This is a genomic window from Pseudomonas sp. RIT-PI-AD, from assembly GCF_025642785.1.
In the GTDB taxonomy this organism is placed as follows: Bacteria; Pseudomonadota; Gammaproteobacteria; order Pseudomonadales; family Pseudomonadaceae; genus Pseudomonas_T.
On the sequence record NZ_JANZKU010000005.1, the window covers coordinates 213,988 to 232,077 of the forward strand.

Consider the following 18,090-nt stretch of genomic DNA (forward strand, 5'->3'; position numbering starts at 1 on the left):
CGGGCTCCGCTTCATTCGCTGTGGCGCACCATGTCCACGTGGGGGATACCGACATCCAGGTATTCGTCGCTGACCACGGCGAACCCATGGCGCTCGTAGAAGGACGTGGCCTGCACCTGGGCGCTGAGCATCTGCTGACGCAGTCCGCGTTTTTCCGCCTCGGCAATGGCGGTGCGCAGCAGGCGGTCGCCCACCTTCAACCCGCGCCAGTCCTTGAGTACCGACATGCGGCCGATATGGCCGTCCGGCAGCAGGCGCACGGTGCCGATCGGGTAGTCGCCCTCGATGGCCAGAAAATGCACGGCGTCGGCATCCTCCGAATCCCACTCGAGTTCGGGCGGTACGGACTGCTCGAGGATGAATACGGTTTCGCGTATGCGCCGCAGGTCTGCATTGTCCTTGTGCCAGTCGGCGATGCGGATATCGATCTCACTCATCGGCAAACTCCAGACTTCCTTGCTTGACCAGTTCCCATAGCAGCTTACGTCCCTCGTCGTCGGCCAACCATGGCCCGAGATTGTCGAGGTGCAGCGCCTCGGCAGCGCAAATCAGCTTGAGCAGTTCCCGCAGGTGTCCCGACAGCAGCCTGCTCTGGCCGCTGGCGAATAGCACCAGGTTTTCGTCCACTTCCGACCAGGCCAGGCGGGCGCTGGGGTTGCGGATGAGAACCGCACCCTGGTCCAGGGCGGTGAGGAACTCTTCTTCTTCGACTTCGCTGCCGGAAACCAGTTCGGGGTATCGCGGCTCGGTCATGAACTGGCCGAACCAGGTCAGCAGCAGGCGTTCGTCGCCCATGTGCTCGGCGAGCAACGCCTTCAACCGATCCAGCGCGTCGCGCTGGATCTGGTGAGGGTCTTCCGGGGGCGGGCTGCCGGCATCGCCATAGCGCTCTTCGTCGGGCAGGAACTGGGCGAGGAAGTCGGTGAAATGGGTCAGGACCTCGGCGGCGCTCGGTGCGCGGAAGCCTACCGAATAGGTCATGCAGTCGTCCTCGGCAATGCCGAAATGCGCCAGGCGCGGCGGCAGGTAGAGCATGTCGCCGGGCTCCAGCACCCATTCGTCGGTCTGCTCGAAGCCGGCGAGGATGCGCAGGTCGCCGTGGGGAAGCAGCGGGCTGTCGTTGTCGCACATTTGCCCGATCTTCCAGCGCCGACGGCCATGGCCCTGGAGCAGGAAAACGTCGTAGTTGTCGTAGTGCGGGCCGACGCCGCCGCCGGGTGCGGCGAAGCTGATCATCACGTCGTCGATGCGCCAGCTCGGCAGGAAGCGGAAATGCTGGAGCAGCTCGGCGACTTCCGGGACGAACTGGTCGACCGCTTGGACCAGCAGCGTCCAGTCACGCTCGGGCAAGTGCTGGAAGGCGTCCTCGGCAAAGGGGCCGCGACGCAGCTCCCACGGCTGGGCGCCATGTTCGATCACCAGGCGGGACTCGACGGTTTCTTCGAGCGACAGGCCGGCCAGCTCATCGGGCGAGATCGGGCTTTCGAAGCCGGGCAGGGCCTGGCGGATCAACAGCGGCTTACGCTGCCAGTAATCGCGAAGGAACTCGCGGGCGCTGATGCCGCCGAGGAGCTGGAGAGGAAGATCGGGGGTCATGGCGGGTACCTTGGGTATAAAAAAACGCCCGGCACAGCCGGGCGTGCGCATCGTCGAAAGCGATCAGATCCGCTTGGCCTGGGCCTCGGCGTTGCCGGTGTAGCTGGCCGGAGTCAGATTGCGCAGCTCAGCCTTGGCGTTGGCGGGCATGTCCAGCCCGTCGATGAAAGTCTGCAGGGCCTCGGGGCCGATGCCTTTGCCGCGGGTCAACGCTTTCAGCTTCTCGTAGGGGTTTTCGATGCCATAACGACGCATCACGGTCTGGATCGGCTCGGCGAGCACTTCCCAGCAAGCGTCGAGATCGGCGGCGATGCGCGGAGCATTCAGCTCCAGCTTGCCGATGCCCTTCAGGCTGGCCTCGTAGGCGATCAGACTGTGGGCGAGGCCGACCCCCAGGTTGCGCAGCACGGTGGAGTCGGTCAGGTCGCGCTGCCAGCGGGAAACCGGCAGTTTGCTGGCCAGGTGCTGGAGCAGGGAATTGGCGATGCCCAGGTTGCCCTCGGAGTTCTCGAAGTCGATCGGGTTGACCTTGTGCGGCATGGTCGACGAGCCGATCTCGCCGGCCACGGTCTTCTGCTTGAAATAGCCCAGCGAGATGTAGCCCCAGATGTCGCGGTCGAAGTCGATGAGAATGGTGTTGAAGCGGGCGATCGCATCGAACAGCTCGGCGATGTAGTCGTGCGGTTCGATCTGCGTGGTGTAGGGGTTCCAGCTCAGGCCGAGGTCTTTTTCGATGAATTCCCGGGCATTGGCTTCCCAGTCGACGCTCGGATAAGCCGAGAGGTGGGCGTTGTAGTTGCCCACCGCGCCATTGATCTTGCCCAGCAGGGGCACACCGGCGACTTGCAGGATCTGGCGTTCCAGGCGATGGACCACGTTGGCCAGCTCTTTGCCCAGGGTCGTCGGGGAGGCCGGTTGCCCGTGGGTGCGGGAGAGCATGGGGACGTCGGCATGGCGATGGGCGAGTTCACGGATCGCCCCGGCGATCTGGCGCATCAGCGGCAGCATCACCTGGTCACGCCCCTCGCGCAGCATCAGCGCGTGGGACAGGTTGTTGATGTCCTCGCTGGTGCAGGCGAAATGGATGAATTCGCTGACCTTGGCCAGTTCCGGCAGGCTCGCCACCTGCTCCTTGAGCAGGTACTCCACGGCCTTAACGTCGTGGTTGGTGGTGCGTTCGATTTCCTTGATGCGTTCGGCGTGTTCCAGCTGGAAGTCTTCGGCCAGGCGATCGAGAAGCGCGTTGGCTTCGCTGGAAAATGGCGTGACCTCGGGAATCCCGGTGTGGTTGGCGAGGCGTTGCAACCAGCGCACTTCGACCTGCACGCGGAAACGGATCAGGCCGTATTCGCTGAAGATCGGGCGCAGCGCGCTGGTTTTGCCGGCATAGCGGCCATCGACAGGGGATACCGCGGTGAGCGAGGAGAGCTGCATGGGGCGTTCTCGGGCATCGGTCAACGAAAAGGGGCGCGTATCATACACGAATTCGCTCGCGGCACCGGCCACGACGGCGACCGTTCAGGCCTTCCGCCGGGAGATCGACAGCAGGCCGGAGGCGAAAATCAGCAGCGCGCCCAGCAGCGAACCCAGGTCCGGTGTCTCGCCCCACCGCAGCCAGGCGATGATCCCGGAAAATACGATGGCCAGGTAGGCGAACGGCCCGATGATACCGGGCGGCGCCATGGCGTAGGCCTTGGACATGACGATCTGACTGACCGTCGCGAGCAGGCCCACCACCAGCAGCAGGCCCAGTTCATGCCCGCTGATCGGTTGCCACGACCAGGTCAGCGGCACCGCCGAAATCAGCGTGCTGAACAACGCGAAGTAAAAGACGATGCGGAACGCCGGCTCGGTATCGCTCATTTCCCGGATGGAAACGAAGGCGAAGGCGGCCAGCAGGCTGGCGGCGATCCCGACCAGTGACTGGGTATCGAACAGCGCCTCCGAGGGTTTGGCGACCAGGAACACGCCGATCAGACCGATGCCGCTGGTCAGCAACATGCGCCGGGTCAGCGGTTCCTTCAGCCACCAGAACGCGATCAGTGGGGTGAAGACCGGTGCCGAGTAGGTGAACAGCATGGCGTCGGCGAGGGGCAGGTGAGCGATGGCGTAGAAGAAGCAGTACATCGCCGCCAGGCCATAGGTGGTCCGCCACATATGGGATTTCAGGCGCAGGGTTTTCAGCGGTCCGGGGCCTTTCAGCAGAACGAGCGGGAGGAAGAACACCACCCCGATCAGGTTGCGGAAGAACACCACCGATTCGTTGTTGACATTGCCCGCCAGCTCGCGGATGCCGACGCCCATGAACGAAAACAGCAGGGTCGACAGGGTCAGCAGCAAGGCACCCTGGATCGGCTTGACCGAGCGGGAAGGGATGATCCTGCTCATGCTCAGTGGCGCATCAGCGGATAAAGCTCGCTGAGCAGCTTGCGACGGCTGATCACCAGTTGCCAGCGATGGCCGCCGAGTTGGCGCCACAGGCGCGCCGAGCGAATCCCGGCGAGCAGCAGGGCGCGAATCTTCGAGGCGTTGCTGGGTTGCTGGAGATAGCGCATGTCGCCGTGCACCTGGATGCGCTGGCGGAAGGTGCTCAGGGTGTCCTGGTAGAGCCCGCCGCAGGCGGCGATCACGTTTTCGTGGGTAACGCCGAAATGCTGCACCTGCTGCTGGATCTGGTCCAGGCGGGTGCCGATGGTCTCCAGCATGTCGTCGCGCTTGGCCAACTGCCGCTCCAGGCCCAGCAAGGCCAGCGCGTAGCGCAAGGGCTCGCGCTGCAAGCTGTTGGGGTCGCGTTCCAATGCGCTGGCCAGGGCGCGATAGCCTTCGCGCAGGTTGAGGTCGTCGTCGCCGTACACTTCGAGGGTACGCTGCGGGTCGCGCACCAGCAGGCTGCCGATCATGCAACCCAGCGGGGCTTCGCTGATCTGGCCGGTCTTGGCGATGCGGTCGGCGAGGGCGGCGGCATTGAACACCGCGCCCAGGGCGACCAATTGTTCCTGGATGGGGGTCATGGCCGTACTCCGCTCGACCAGGGCTCCGCCCGCTCGATGATGCCGCCGCCGAGGCAGACCTCGCCTTGATAGAACACCACCGACTGCCCCGGCGTCACCGCGCGCTGCGGTTCGTCGAACAGGGCGCGGTAGCCTTCGGCGGTTTTCTCCAGGGTGCAGGTCTGGTCGCTCTGCCGGTAGCGGACCTTGGCGGTTAAGCGACGCGGGGTGTCGAGCCTTTGCGGGTTGACCCAGTAGATATCAGCGGCGAGCAGGGCGCGTGAAAACAGCCAGGGATGCTCGTTGCCCTGGCCAACCACCAGCACGTTGCGCGCAAGGTCCTTGGCCAGGACGTACCAGGGATCGTCGCTGGCATCCTTCATGCCGCCGATGCCCAGCCCCTGGCGCTGGCCGATGGTGTGATACATCAGCCCGTGATGGCGCCCGATTACCTCACCCTCGACAGTCTCGATATCACCCGGTTGAGCGGGCAGGTATTGCTTGAGGAAGTCGCTGAAACGCCGTTCGCCGATGAAGCAGATACCGGTCGAGTCCTTCTTCTTGGCGGTGGCCAGGCCATGTTTCTCGGCGATGGCGCGAACCTGGGGTTTTTCCAGTTCGCCGACCGGGAAAAGGGTCCGGCCTATCTGCTCGCCGCCGACCGCGTGGAGGAAGTAGCTCTGGTCCTTGTTCGGGTCCAGCCCCTTGAGCAGCTCGCTGCGGCCATCCAGGTCCCGTCGGCGCACATAGTGGCCGGTGGCGATCAGGTCCGCGCCGAGGCTTAAGGCATATTCGAGGAAGGCTTTGAACTTGATCTCGCGGTTGCACAGGATGTCCGGGTTCGGGGTGCGACCGGCCTTGTATTCCGCGAGGAAGTGCTCGAACACGTTGTCCCAGTACTCGGCAGCGAAGTTGGCCGTGTGCAGGCGGATCCCGATGCGATCGCAGACCGCCTGGGCGTCGGCCAGGTCTTCCTTGGCGGTGCAGTATTCGGTGCCATCGTCCTCCTCCCAGTTCTTCATGAACAGGCCTTCGACCTGATAGCCCTGCTCGAGCAGCAGGAGCGCGGAAACCGAGGAGTCCACGCCGCCGGACATGCCGACGATCACGCGGGTATTGGCTGGATCATGCATAGGAATCTGGACGGTGACTGCAAGGGGGTGCCGATTCTAACACCCTCCTGCCCTTGCACGGGCGTGAGGGCGCCGGGCGGATACCGGCGAACCGCGCTGGCGCGGCGAATCAATTGCCGGTACGGATCAGGTCGAGGGGGAAGCGTTCGCCGGCGAGGTAGTCGTCCACGCAGCGCAGCACCAGGCGGCTCCGCCAGCGCTCGGGCTGGGCGGCGAGCTCCTCCCGGGTCAGCCAGTGCGGGCCGATGATGCCCTCGTCGAGCGGACTGTCCGCCAGGTGTCGCACGGGCTTGCCGGCGAAACATACGCGTTGGTAGGTCACGCCATTGCCGGGGGAGGTATAGAGGTAGATGCCGGTCACCGCGGTGAGCTCGACTTCCCAGCCGGTTTCCTCGAGGGTTTCCCGTATCGCAGCCTGGATCAGACTTTCGTCGGCTTCCAAATGGCCGGCAGGCTGGTTAAATACGGCGCGGCCATCGGCGTACTCTTCTACCAATAGAAAGCGACCCTGATCTTCGACGACCGTGGCGACGGTGACGTGGGGGGTGAAGCGCATCTGGGTTCCTCCGTGGAAGCATCGTGCCGACCATGGTATCCCCGTCCACCCTCCACGGGCGAGATCATGATCGAGCTGCTAGGATAATGGCTTCGCGAAAAGAAGCCGCGTTGTAGTGTTTCTGTAGTCCGCCTACAAGACCTCTGAAAGGTCCGCGCGCCGTGGCTTTTACGAGGTGTCGAGTCATTCCGGGGGGCAAAAAGGCGTGACTTTCTGTAGAAAAACTACAAGAATGTTCCGCCTTTCCGAGACCCAAGTTCCACCTGCCACGCCTATTCGCGGGGCAGATGTCAGACCACGAAAACAACGGAGTCCAGCATGGGATACCAAAAGATCCAGGTGCCTGCGGGCGGTGACAAAATTACCGTCAATGCCGATATGTCCCTGAGCGTGCCGAACAACCCGATCATCCCCTACATCGAGGGTGACGGTATCGGCATCGACATCAGCCCGGTGATGATCAAGGTCGTCGACGCCGCAGTCGCCAAGGCCTACGGCGGCGAGCGCAAGATCGCCTGGATGGAAGTCTACGCCGGCGAGAAAGCCACCCAGGTCTACGACCAGGATACCTGGCTGCCGAAAGAAACCCTGGAAGCCGTGCGCGACTACGTTGTTTCGATCAAGGGCCCGCTGACCACGCCGGTAGGCGGCGGTATCCGTTCCCTGAACGTTGCGCTGCGCCAAGAGCTCGACCTGTACGTTTGCCAGCGTCCGGTTCGCTGGTTCACCGGCGTGCCCAGCCCGGTGAAAAAGCCCGGCGACGTGGACATGATCATCTTCCGCGAGAACTCGGAAGACATCTACGCCGGCGTCGAGTGGAAAGCCGGTTCGCCGGAAGCGGAAAAGGTCATCAAGTTCCTCACCGAGGAAATGGGCGTCAAGAAGATCCGCTTCACTGAAAACTGCGGCATCGGCATCAAGCCGGTTTCCCTGGAAGGCACCAAGCGCCTGGTGCGCAAGGCGCTCCAGTACGCAGTGGACAACGATCGCAGCTCCGTGACCATCGTCCATAAAGGCAACATCATGAAGTTCACCGAAGGTGCCTTCAAGGAATGGGGCTACGAAGTGGCGCGCGACGAGTTCGGTGCCGAGCTGCTGGATGGAGGCCCCTGGATGCAGTTCAAGAATCCGAAAACCGGCAAGAATGTCGTGGTCAAGGACGTGATCGCCGACGCCATGCTGCAACAGATTCTGCTGCGTCCCGCGGAATACGACGTGATCGCCACCCTCAACCTCAACGGCGATTACCTGTCCGATGCGCTGGCGGCCGAAGTTGGCGGCATCGGTATCGCACCCGGCGCGAACCTGTCCGACACCGTCGCCATGTTCGAGGCGACCCACGGTACGGCGCCCAAGTACGCTGGCCAGGACAAGGTCAACCCCGGCTCGCTGATCCTCTCCGCCGAGATGATGCTTCGCCACATGGGCTGGACCGAGGCTGCCGATCTCATCATCAAGGGCACCGAAGGTGCCATCGCCGCGAAGAAGGTCACTTATGACTTCGAGCGCTTGATGGAAGGCGCACAGCTCCAGTCGTGCTCGCAGTTCGGCGACGCCACCATCGCCCACATGTAAGCGATGCTGGACGAAAAAAGCCGGTCATATGACCGGCTTTTTTTATGTCCTAAATCGAGTAGGACTCAAACCTCAGCCGGACTCCTTTCGGGCTGGGTGATGGGCGTGGTGGTCGCTGGAGTGGCTGTCGCTGCCTGAATGTTCACGGCATGCAGTCCTTTGGGGCCCTGCAAAATATCGAAGCTCACGGGCTGACCTGCCTTGAGTGTTTTATATCCGTCCATTTGGATGGCCGAGTAGTGGGCGAATAGGTCCTCATCTCTGCCGTCGGCCACAATGAACCCGTAGCCTTTGGCGTTGTTGAACCACTTGACCTTACCGCTAAGCATGCTGATATCCCTCTGCAAAGTACTCCATCACTGGAGTATCATCCACTTCGACTCCGCGCGAACAACCATGTCGGCGAGGACGCGGAACCCCTAATACCCGAATGGGTATTCCATTGTTTGTAACACCCTTTCGCCGTTAGTCAAGGCGAGGCTACGACCGGTTGAGAAGCTGGTCAAAATCCTTCAGCCTTTCGATCCTATCCAGTCGCGAACATTTTCCCAGCATGCATGCAACCAGCGAGATTCGACTAACATTCAATCAGGATCATGCCTCGCCCCACGAGGACGACGCTTCCGGCGTGGCCGTGCAGGAAGCGAAGCCCGCGTTGCAAGCTCCACCGATGTACAAGGTGATTTTGTTCAACGATGACTACACCCCGATGGATTTCGTTGTCGAAGTATTGGAAGTCTTCTTCAACATGAATCGGGAGCTGGCAACCAAGATCATGCTGGTCGTCCATACAGAGGGGCGGGCAGTGTGCGGCCTCTACACCCGCGATATTGCCGAAACGAAGGCCATGCAAGTCAATCAATACGCGAGAGAAAGCCAGCATCCGCTACTCTGTGAAATTGAGAAGGACGGTTAAATCCGGCCGCTAGGGTATGAGGTGAAGCTATGTTGAACCGAGAGCTCGAAGTCACCCTCAATCTCGCCTTCAAGGAGGCTCGTTCAAAACGTCATGAATTCATGACGGTCGAGCATCTGCTGCTGGCCCTTTTGGATAACGAAGCCGCCGCCACGGTGCTGCGGTCCTGCGGTGCCAACCTGGATAAGCTTCGCCATGACCTCCAAGAGTTCATCGACTCCACGACGCCCCTGATTCCCCAGCACGATGAGGAGCGCGAAACGCAGCCCACGCTTGGGTTCCAACGGGTTCTGCAACGCGCCGTTTTCCACGTGCAGAGCTCGGGGAAAAGGGAGGTCACCGGCGCCAACGTGCTGGTGGCCATCTTCAGCGAGCAGGAAAGCCAGGCCGTTTTCCTGCTCAAGCAGCAGAGCGTGGCGCGAATCGATGTCGTCAATTACATCGCGCATGGCATTTCCAAGGTGCCGGGTAACGCCGAACAGCACGATAGCGAGCAGGATATGCAGGATGAGGAGGGTGGAGAGTCTTCTTCTTCGGGGCATCCGCTGGATGCCTACACCAGCAATCTGAACGAGCTGGCGCGCCAGGGGCGCATAGATCCTCTGGTAGGCCGCGAGAGCGAAGTGGAAAGGGTCGCGCAGATTCTTGCGCGTCGACGCAAGAACAACCCTCTCTTGGTGGGTGAGGCGGGTGTCGGTAAGACCGCCATCGCCGAGGGTTTGGCCAAACGCATCGTCGATAATCAGGTCCCCGACCTGTTGGCCGAAAGCGTGGTTTATTCCCTGGATCTCGGCGCCTTGCTCGCCGGTACGAAGTACCGGGGCGATTTCGAGAAGCGCTTCAAGGCACTGCTGAACGAATTGCGCAAACGGCCCCACGCCATTCTATTCATCGACGAGATCCACACGATCATCGGGGCCGGCGCGGCTTCGGGTGGCGTGATGGATGCCTCCAACCTGCTCAAGCCCCTGTTGTCCTCCGGGGAGATCCGTTGCATCGGTTCCACGACCTTCCAGGAGTTCCGCGGCATCTTCGAGAAGGATCGCGCTTTGGCCAGGCGTTTCCAGAAAGTGGACGTCACCGAGCCCTCCGTTGAGGACACCGTGGGCATTCTCAAGGGCCTCAAGGCACGTTTCGAGCAGCATCATCACATCGAATACAGCGATGAGGCGCTGCGCGCCGCCGCCGAACTGGCTGCGCGCTACATCAATGACAGGCACATGCCCGACAAGGCCATCGACGTGATCGACGAGGCCGGTGCCTATCAGCGGCTACAGCCCGAGGAAAAGCGCGCCAAGCGGATCGAGGTGGCTCAGGTCGAGGATATCGTCGCGAAGATCGCGCGTATTCCTCCCAAGCACGTCAGCAGCTCCGACAAGGAGCTTCTGCGCAACTTGGAGCGCGATCTCAAGCTCACCGTGTTCGGCCAGGATGCCGCCATCGATTCGTTGTCGACTGCGATCAAACTTTCGCGGGCGGGCTTGAAGTCGCCGGACAAGCCGGTGGGATCGTTCCTCTTCGCGGGCCCCACGGGTGTCGGCAAGACAGAAGCAGCGCGGCAGTTGGCCAAGGCTTTGGGCATCGAGCTCGTGCGTTTCGACATGTCCGAGTACATGGAGCGGCACACCGTCTCGCGTCTGATCGGTGCGCCACCCGGCTACGTCGGTTTCGATCAAGGCGGATTGCTGACCGAGGCCATCACCAAGACGCCTCACTGCGTGTTGTTGCTGGATGAGATCGAGAAGGCGCACCCCGAGGTCTTCAATCTACTCCTGCAGGTGATGGACCACGGCACCTTGACCGACAACAACGGGCGCAAGGCTGATTTCCGTAACGTGATCCTGATCATGACCACCAATGCGGGCGCCGAGACTGCGGCGCGGGCCTCCATTGGCTTCACCCATCAGGACCACACGTCGGATGCGATGGAGGTAATCAAGAAGAGCTTCACGCCGGAATTCCGCAATCGCCTGGATACCATCATTCAGTTCGGCCGCTTGAGCCACGAAGTCATCAAAAGCATCGTGGACAAGTTCCTCACCGAAATGCAGGCTCAGCTCGAAGACAAGCGTGTCCAGTTGGAAGTTACCGATGCGGCACGCGACTGGCTGGCGAAGAGCGGGTATGACGTGCAGATGGGGGCTCGTCCGATGGCGCGTCTCATCCAGGACAAGATCAAGCGGCCCCTGGCCGAAGAAATCCTGTTCGGGGAGCTGGCGGAGCATGGTGGGGTGGTGCATGTCGATGTAGTCGAGGGTGAATTGACTTTCGACTTCGAGACGGCCGCTGAGATGGCCTGACCTCTTGCGGAGCTTGTAAAAACGCCCGGTCATGCCGGGCGTTTTCATTACACAGGGCAGCGTGCTTGTATGCCTGCCGCTGCCATGCGTGGGGGTGTGTGGGGCGGGGGAGACTCAGCGAGCGCGGTAGGTGATGCGGCCCTTGCTCAGGTCGTAGGGCGTCAACTCTACGCGTACTTTATCGCCAGTCAGAATGCGGATGTAATTCTTGCGCATTTTCCCAGAGATATGCGCGGTAACGACGTGCCCGTTTTCCAACTCCACACGAAACATGGTGTTGGGCAGGGTGTCGACGACAGTACCTTCCATTTCGAAGCTGTCTTCTTTCGACATGCAGTAGAACCCTCGGTATCAATGGCTGGCCGAGTGCAAGTCGCAGTCGGCAAAAACGGCATGCATTGTGCCTGAAATATGCCTAATTCGCCAAGGGTTTCAACTGAGGCTGGCCCAGCGCTGATTTATGAAAAGCTCGATTGGCCGGTATTGAGTCTTGTAATTCATCTTGCGGCAGTTCCTGATCCAATAGCCGAGATAAACCGCATGCAGGCCAAGTCGCAGGCTCTCGCCTATCTGCCAGAGGATCGCATAGCGCCCCAGACTCCGCCGTTCCTCGTCGGGATCATAGAAGGTGTAGACCGCGGACAACCCGTTGGGCAGCACATCTGTGACGGCCACCGCCAGCAGGCGACCCGCCTGGCGGAATTCGTAGAAGCGTGAAAAGGGCAGGTCACGGACCAGGAAGGTGGAGAATTGGTCCCGACTGGGCGGGTACATGTCGCCGTCGGCATGCCGCAGTTCGATGTAGCGGGCGTAGAGCTCGTAGTACTCTTCGGTGAATGCGGGATGGCAGGCGTTCACCTGTAGATCGGCATTCCGATTGAGGATCTTGCGTTGCTGGCGATTCGGTGAAAACCCTTCTGCGGGAATGCGCGCGGGAATGCAGGCATTGCAGCGCTGGCAATGCGGCCGGTAGAGGTGATCGCCGCTGCGACGGAAGCCCATCTCCGAGAGTTCGGCATAGACCTGCGCATCCATGGGCTGACTCGGGTCCAGGAACAGCGTAGTCGCCTGTTCTTCGGACAAGTAGCTGCAGGGATGGGGCTGAGTGGCATAAAACTTCAGGCGAGCCAGCTCGGTCATGGTCGCACCTCTGGAAACCCTCGAGTAAGTGTATGCCAGGCTAGGGTAGTCGCCTAGGCGACCCAATCGGCACTGGACGGCAGGTCGAGATGGCGGTGCAGGTAGGTGCCGAACTCGCCGCGGGAAATCGAACGTGCGCCGAGGCTGATCAGGTGCCCGGTGGGCATCTGGCAGTCGATCAGAACGAAACCCCAGGCCTGCAAGTGTTCGACGAGGGTGACGAATCCTACTTTAGAGGCATTGTCGGCGCGGCTGAACATGGATTCCCCGAAATACAGCTGGCCTATGGCGAGCCCGTACAGCCCGCCGACCAATTCCTGCTCGCGCCACACTTCCACGGAGTGAGCCAGGTCGCGGCGATGCAGTTCGATATAGGCGCTTTGCATCTCCGGCGTGATCCAGGTCCCGTCGGCATAGGTTCTGGGGGCGGCGCACGCGGCGATGACCCTGGGGAAGGCCTGGTCGAAGGTGACGCGATAGCGGGCTTGACGCAGGCACTTACCCAGGCTGCGGGAGATATGCAGCTCTTGGGGGAAGAGCACCGTTCTCGGGTCCGGTGACCACCAGAGGATAGGCTGGCCCGCCTCGAACCAGGGAAAGCAGCCGTGGCGATAGGCTCGATAAAGCCGCTCGGCGGACAAGTCCCCGCCAGCGGCGAGCAAGCCATTGGGCTGGCGCATGGCTTGTTCCAGTGGAGGGAACTCGTAGGCGTCGCGTTTCAGCCAGGTCAGCATGACGTGCAGCCGGTAGGGGAGGGCAGCGCGTCGACGCGCTGCCCGGGCCCTCAGAGGTCGAGGTACTTTTCGGCGTCCAGGGCGGCCATGCAGCCGGCCCCCGCCGAAGTGATCGCCTGACGATAGACGTGATCGGCTACGTCGCCCGCGGCGAACACGCCTTCGATGCTGGTGGCTGTTGCGTTGCCTTCGCCCCCGCCCTTGACGATCAGGTAGCCGTCGCGCATTTCCAGCTGGCCTTGGAACAGATCGGTATTCGGCTTGTGGCCGATGGCGATGAATACGCCTGCCAGCGGCAATTCACGGGTCGAACCGTCGAGCATGCTTTTCAGGCGCACGCCGGTCACGCCGCTGGCGTCGCCCAGCACTTCGTCGAGGGTGCTGTTCCAGTGCAGGCGCACGTTGCCGGTGCTGGCTTTCTCGAACAGCTTGTCCTGGAGAATCTTCTCCGAGCGCAGCTTATCGCGACGATGGATGAGATGGACTTCCTTGGCGATGTTGGACAGGTAGAGCGCTTCCTCCACCGCTGTGTTGCCGCCGCCGATCACGGCGACCACCTGGTTGCGGTAGAAGAAACCGTCGCAGGTGGCACAGGCGGAGACGCCCTTGCCCGAATAGGCTTCTTCGGAGGGCAGCCCGAGGTACTGCGCGCTGGCGCCGGTGGCGATGATCAGCGCATCGCAGGTATAGGTGGCGTTATCGCCCTTCAGGGTGAAAGGCTTCTGCCGCAGGTCGGCGGTATGGATATGGTCGTAGGCGATCTCGGTCGCGAAGCGCTCGGCGTGCTTCTGCATGCGCTCCATCAGTGCCGGGCCGGTGAGGCCTTCGATATCGCCGGGCCAGTTGTCCACTTCGGTGGTGGTGGTGAGCTGGCCGCCCGGTTGGATGCCGGTGATCACCAGGGGCTTGAGGTTGGCGCGGGCGGCATAGACGGCGGCGGTGTAGCCGGCGGGACCGGAGCCGAGGATGATCAGGCGGGAATGTTTGACGTCGCTCATCGAAAAGGGGTCCTTCGGTGACAGGTATGCTCGAGCAAAGGCCCAAGCATACCTGAAGTTCGCTTACTTCTTGCTGGCGGCAATCAGGTCGCGAATGTGCTGGGCGCGCTCGGCGCTGGCCGGGTGGGAAGACAACATGCTGTGGTCGTCGCCTTCGGATTTGGAGAACTTGTCCATGGCGGTGGCGAGGCCGGTGGGATCGATCTTGCGCTTGGTCAGCAACTGAACGGAGAAGGCGTCGGCATCGCTTTCCTGGGATTGGGAGAACTGCGAGTTGATCAGCGCTTCGCCCAGCGCACCGTAGTCGGAACTGGACAGGGATGAGACGGCCGCGTTGCTGGAGGACGCTGCGGTCTGGCGCGCGGCTTGGGTGGCGTAGGCCATCTGCAGGCGCTTCTTGGTGTGGCCGAGTGCGACGTGGCCCATTTCGTGACCGAGGACGCCTTCCACTTCGTTGTCGTTGAGGGTGTCCATCAGGCCGCTGTAGACCCGCACGCAGCCGTTGGCCATGGCCCAGGCGTTCTCTTCCTTGGTGAGGTAGACCTTGTAGTTGACCGGGACTCCGTCGATGTCGTTGCCGAGGGCCTTGGCGATCTTGTTCAGGCGCTGGGTGTACTTGCTGCTGGCGGGGGCGACCTTGTTGCTTTTGTCCATTTCAGCGCAGGCGCCATCGGAGAGCTTCTTCACCTCGGCATCGCTCAGGGTGGCCGCTTTGAAGGCGGAGACGCCGCTATCCATCAGGCCGCTGGCCTCGAAGTTCTGGCAGCCGCCCATCAAGGCGACGGCGGCGACGAGACTGGCAAGTTTATGAATTTTCATGGCGGACAGGATCCTTTGCTGTTGAGATGAAGGAGCGCCGGTGGACGTTAATCCGGCGGCCAGCGAGTATATAAGAGGGTTACGCTGTCACATTGCGGAGTGTTTCTCTCTTTGAGACATCATTTTCATGGCCCCTGAACTCTGCGTCCGAGCTGAGCGGCGCTCGTCCCGACAATGATCCTCAGGCTGGCGTCACGTTGGCAAAGCCTTACAATGGCGGGCTTTCGATGTTCAAAGTTCTAGGCGCCGCGAGCGCAGGAAAAAAACGCGTTTTGAAGAATTCCCCGACTCCCGCTGCCGTACCGATGTGGCGCCAGCAGATCCAGTACCGTTTGAAGGAAGGCGCGCTGATCGCACTCGGCGCGCTGTGCATTTACCTGTGGATGGCCTTGCTCACCTACGATGCGGGCGATCCGGGCTGGACCCACACCAGCAATGCCGAGCAGGTACACAACGCCGCCGGGCGCGCCGGTGCCTGGTTCGCCGATGTGCTGTTCATGGCCTTGGGGTATTTCGCCTACCTGTTCCCCCTGCTGCTGGCGGTCAAGACCCTGCAGGTGTTTCGTTCGCGGCACCGGAACTGGGAGTGGAGCGGTTGGTTGTTCTCCTGGCGCCTGATCGGACTGGTGTTCCTGGTCCTCTCCGGCTCGGCCCTGGCCTTCATCCACTTCCACACCGCTCCCGGCATGCCTGCGTCGGCCGGAGGCGCGCTGGGCGAGAGCCTGGGCCAACTGGCGGTGAATTCGCTCAACGTGCAGGGCAGCACCCTGTTGTTCCTCGCCTTGTTCCTCTTCGGCCTGACGGTCTTTACCGACCTCTCCTGGTTCCGTGCCATGGACCTGACCGGCAAGATCACCCTCGATCTGTTCGAACTGATCCAGAACGCCGCCAACGGTTGGTGGAGCGCGCGCAACGAACGCAAGGTGTTCGCGGCCAAGCTGCGCGAGGTGGATGAGCGGGTCAGCAGCGTCGCGGCCCCGGTGGTAAAGGACAGCCGCGAGCAGGCGCGGGTCAAGGAGCGCTTGCTGGAGCGCGAGGACGCCCTGAGCAAGCACATGAACGAGCGCGAGAAGCGCCAGCCCCCGGTGATCACCCCGCCGGCGGCGCCCAAGCCGGCCGAGCCGAGCAAGCGCGTGCTGAAGGAAAAGCAGGCGCCGCTGTTCGTCGACAGTGCCATCGAGGGCTCGCTCCCGCCGATTTCCATCCTCGATCGCGCGGAGAAGAAGCAGAAGAGCTTTTCCCCCGAATCCCTCGAAGCCATGTCGCGCCTGGTGGAAATCAAGCTCAAGGAGTTCGGCGTCGAAGTCATCGTCGAGTCCGTGCATCCGGGACCGGTGATCACCCGCTTCGAGATCCAGCCGGCCGCGGGGGTCAAGGTCAGCCGGATCTCCAACCTGGCCAAGGACCTGGCGCGCTCCCTGGCGGTGATCAGCGTGCGGGTGGTCGAGGTCATCCCCGGCAAGACCACGGTGGGCATCGAGATTCCTAACGAAGACCGGCAGATCGTGCGCTTCTCCGAGGTGCTCGAGTCCAGCGAGTACGACGACGCCAAGTCGCCGGTGACCCTGGCCCTGGGCCACGACATCGGCGGCAAGCCGATCATCACCGACCTGGCGAAGATGCCGCACTTGCTGGTGGCCGGTACCACCGGTTCGGGCAAGTCGGTCGGGGTCAACGCGATGATCCTGTCGATCCTGTTCAAGTCGGGACCGGAGGATGCGCGGCTGATCATGATCGACCCGAAAATGCTCGAGCTGTCGATCTACGAAGGCATCCCGCACCTGCTCTGCCCGGTGGTCACCGACATGAAGGAGGCGGCCAACGCCCTGCGCTGGAGCGTCGCCGAGATGGAGCGGCGCTACAAGCTGATGGCGGCCATGGGCGTGCGCAACCTGGCCGGCTTCAACCGCAAGGTGAAGGACGCCGAAGAAGCGGGCACCCCGCTGAGCGACCCGTTGTACCGTCGCGAGAGCATGGAGGACGAAGCGCCTCTGCTGAGCAAACTGCCGACCATCGTGGTGGTGGTCGACGAATTCGCCGACATGATGATGATCGTCGGCAAGAAGGTCGAAGAACTGATCGCGCGGATCGCCCAGAAGGCGCGGGCCGCCGGTATCCACCTGATCCTGGCGACCCAGCGGCCGTCGGTGGACGTGATCACCGGTTTGATCAAGGCCAACATTCCGACCCGCATGGCGTTCCAGGTGTCGAGCAAGATCGACTCCCGCACCATTCTCGACCAGGGCGGCGCCGAGCAATTGCTCGGCCATGGCGACATGCTCTACCTGCCGCCGGGCACTGGCCTGCCGATCCGCGTGCATGGCGCCTTCGTCTCCGACGAAGAAGTCCATCGGGTGGTGGAGGCATGGAAACTGCGCGGCGCGCCCGATTACATCGAAGACATCCTCGCCGGCGCTGAAGACGCCGGCGGCGGCTTCGAGGGGTCGAGCGGCGGCTCGGGCGAAGGCGGCGAAGGCAGCGAGGAGGACCCGCTGTACGACGAGGCGGTGCGCTTCGTCACCGAAAGTCGTCGCGCCTCGATTTCCTCGGTGCAGCGCAAGCTGAAGATCGGCTACAACCGCGCCGCCCGGATGATCGAGGCGATGGAAATGGCCGGTGTGGTCACCTCCATGAATACCAATGGCTCCCGCGAAGTGATCGCGCCCGCGCCGATCCGCGACTAAACCCCTGATGCACGAGGATTCCATGCGACTGATCCGCATGCTGTTGATCGCTTTTCTGAGTGTCACCGCCTTTCACGCCCAAGCCGACGATGCCGCGGCGATCAAGCGCCTGAGCGAGCTGCTGAGCAAGGCCCAGACCATCACCGGTCGCTTCTCCCAACTGACCTTGGACGGTTCTGGCACCCAGTTGCAGGAGACTGCCGGCGAGATGAGCCTGAAGCGGCCGGGCCTGTTCCGCTGGCACACCGATGCGCCCCAGGAGCAACTGCTGGTCTCCAATGGCCAGAAGGTCTGGCTCTACGATCCCGACCTCCAGCAGGTCACCATCCAGACCCTCGATCAGCGCCTGACCCATACCCCGGCGCTGCTGCTGTCGGGCGACGTGTCCAGCATCAGCGAGAACTTCGAGATCACCCACAAGGAAGCCGGCGATGTGGTCGACTTCATGCTCAAGCCGAAAGCCAAGGACACACTCTTCGATAGCCTGCGGCTGTCCTTCCGCGGCGGGGTGGTGAACGACATGCAGTTGATCGACGGTGTCGGCCAGCGCACCAACATCCTGTTCCTCGGGGTGAAGATGAACCAGCCGCTGGATGCCAAGCAATTCGACTTCCAGATTCCGGCCGGCGCCGACGTGATCCAGGAGTGA

At 62.2% G+C, this 18,090-nt stretch carries 18 protein-coding genes; 5 read left to right on the forward strand and 13 right to left on the reverse strand.

The genetic code is table 11. From position 1 onward, the window contains the following. Positions 1-11 precede the first annotated feature (11 nt). The 7 genes from OGL92_RS06670 to OGL92_RS06700 form a co-directional block, all read right to left on the reverse strand. The gene (locus OGL92_RS06670) at positions 12-437 is read right to left on the reverse strand and encodes a GNAT family N-acetyltransferase (protein WP_263141973.1); all 426 of its coding nucleotides are present in this window, start codon (positions 435-437) and stop codon (positions 12-14) included. Beyond that, entirely contained in the window at positions 430-1,596 is a 1,167-nt protein-coding gene (locus OGL92_RS06675) for a cupin domain-containing protein (RefSeq protein ID WP_263141976.1), read from the reverse strand. The genes OGL92_RS06670 and OGL92_RS06675 overlap by 8 nt, the downstream gene beginning before the upstream one ends. A 63-nt stretch (positions 1,597-1,659) precedes the next feature. Next, positions 1,660-3,030: an adenylosuccinate lyase gene (purB, locus tag OGL92_RS06680; RefSeq protein ID WP_263141978.1), complete on the reverse strand. Its 1,371-nt coding sequence runs from the start codon at positions 3,028-3,030 to the stop codon at positions 1,660-1,662. An 84-nt stretch (positions 3,031-3,114) separates the two neighbouring features. Continuing rightward, entirely contained in the window at positions 3,115-3,984 is an 870-nt protein-coding gene (locus OGL92_RS06685) for a DMT family transporter (RefSeq protein WP_263141981.1), read from the reverse strand. A 2-nt stretch (positions 3,985-3,986) separates the two neighbouring features. Further along, the gene (gene hflD / locus OGL92_RS06690) at positions 3,987-4,607 is read right to left on the reverse strand and encodes a high frequency lysogenization protein HflD (RefSeq protein ID WP_263141983.1); all 621 of its coding nucleotides are present in this window, start codon (positions 4,605-4,607) and stop codon (positions 3,987-3,989) included. Next, a complete protein-coding gene (gene mnmA, locus OGL92_RS06695) occupies positions 4,604-5,719 on the reverse strand; it encodes a tRNA 2-thiouridine(34) synthase MnmA (RefSeq protein WP_263141986.1) in 1,116 nt (371 codons plus the stop codon). Before mnmA ends, hflD begins: the two co-directional genes overlap by 4 nt. Before the next feature lie 109 nt (positions 5,720-5,828). After that, the gene (locus OGL92_RS06700; RefSeq protein WP_263141988.1) at positions 5,829-6,275 is read right to left on the reverse strand and encodes an NUDIX hydrolase; all 447 of its coding nucleotides are present in this window, start codon (positions 6,273-6,275) and stop codon (positions 5,829-5,831) included. Positions 6,276-6,593: 318 nt separating this feature from the next. On the opposite strand from OGL92_RS06700, the gene icd reads away from it, so the two are divergent. Then, entirely contained in the window at positions 6,594-7,850 is a 1,257-nt protein-coding gene (icd, locus tag OGL92_RS06705; protein ID WP_263141991.1) for an NADP-dependent isocitrate dehydrogenase, read from the forward strand. Positions 7,851-7,915: 65 nt separating this feature from the next. On the opposite strand, the gene cspD is transcribed toward icd, so the two are convergent. Further along, on the reverse strand, positions 7,916-8,179 hold the full coding sequence (cspD, locus tag OGL92_RS06710) for a cold shock domain-containing protein CspD (protein ID WP_263141992.1): 264 nt from the start codon (positions 8,177-8,179) through the stop codon (positions 7,916-7,918). Positions 8,180-8,403: 224 nt separating this feature from the next. Between cspD and clpS the strand changes: the two genes are divergently transcribed. Beyond that, positions 8,404-8,766: an ATP-dependent Clp protease adapter ClpS gene (gene clpS, locus OGL92_RS06715; protein ID WP_263141994.1), complete on the forward strand. Its 363-nt coding sequence runs from the start codon at positions 8,404-8,406 to the stop codon at positions 8,764-8,766. A 29-nt stretch (positions 8,767-8,795) separates the two neighbouring features. Further along, on the forward strand, positions 8,796-11,066 hold the full coding sequence (gene clpA, locus OGL92_RS06720) for an ATP-dependent Clp protease ATP-binding subunit ClpA (protein ID WP_263141996.1): 2,271 nt from the start codon (positions 8,796-8,798) through the stop codon (positions 11,064-11,066). A gap of 114 nt (positions 11,067-11,180) precedes the next feature. On the opposite strand, the gene infA is transcribed toward clpA, so the two are convergent. The 5 genes from infA to OGL92_RS06745 form a co-directional block, all read right to left on the reverse strand. Further along, positions 11,181-11,399: a translation initiation factor IF-1 gene (gene infA, locus OGL92_RS06725; protein WP_002553999.1), complete on the reverse strand. Its 219-nt coding sequence runs from the start codon at positions 11,397-11,399 to the stop codon at positions 11,181-11,183. A gap of 99 nt (positions 11,400-11,498) precedes the next feature. Continuing rightward, positions 11,499-12,206, reverse strand: coding sequence for an arginyltransferase (locus OGL92_RS06730; RefSeq protein WP_263141998.1), 708 nt, complete (start codon positions 12,204-12,206; stop codon positions 11,499-11,501). A gap of 53 nt (positions 12,207-12,259) precedes the next feature. Continuing rightward, positions 12,260-12,940 (reverse strand): leucyl/phenylalanyl-tRNA--protein transferase, encoded by a 681-nt coding sequence (gene aat / locus OGL92_RS06735; protein ID WP_263142001.1) that lies wholly within the window; start codon positions 12,938-12,940, stop codon positions 12,260-12,262. Positions 12,941-12,990: 50 nt separating this feature from the next. Beyond that, entirely contained in the window at positions 12,991-13,938 is a 948-nt protein-coding gene (trxB, locus tag OGL92_RS06740) for a thioredoxin-disulfide reductase (RefSeq protein ID WP_263142003.1), read from the reverse strand. A gap of 63 nt (positions 13,939-14,001) precedes the next feature. Continuing rightward, entirely contained in the window at positions 14,002-14,757 is a 756-nt protein-coding gene (locus tag OGL92_RS06745) for a M48 family metalloprotease (protein WP_263142005.1), read from the reverse strand. Positions 14,758-14,984: 227 nt separating this feature from the next. Here OGL92_RS06745 and ftsK point away from each other — a divergent pair, with 227 nt between their 5' ends. Together ftsK and lolA are read left to right on the forward strand one after the other, a co-directional pair. Then, complete coding sequence (ftsK, locus tag OGL92_RS06750; protein ID WP_263142007.1) at positions 14,985-17,441, forward strand: DNA translocase FtsK; 2,457 nt, start codon at positions 14,985-14,987, stop codon at positions 17,439-17,441. 22 nt (positions 17,442-17,463) lie between these two features. Beyond that, positions 17,464-18,090, forward strand: coding sequence for an outer membrane lipoprotein chaperone LolA (gene lolA / locus OGL92_RS06755; protein WP_263142010.1), 627 nt, complete (start codon positions 17,464-17,466; stop codon positions 18,088-18,090).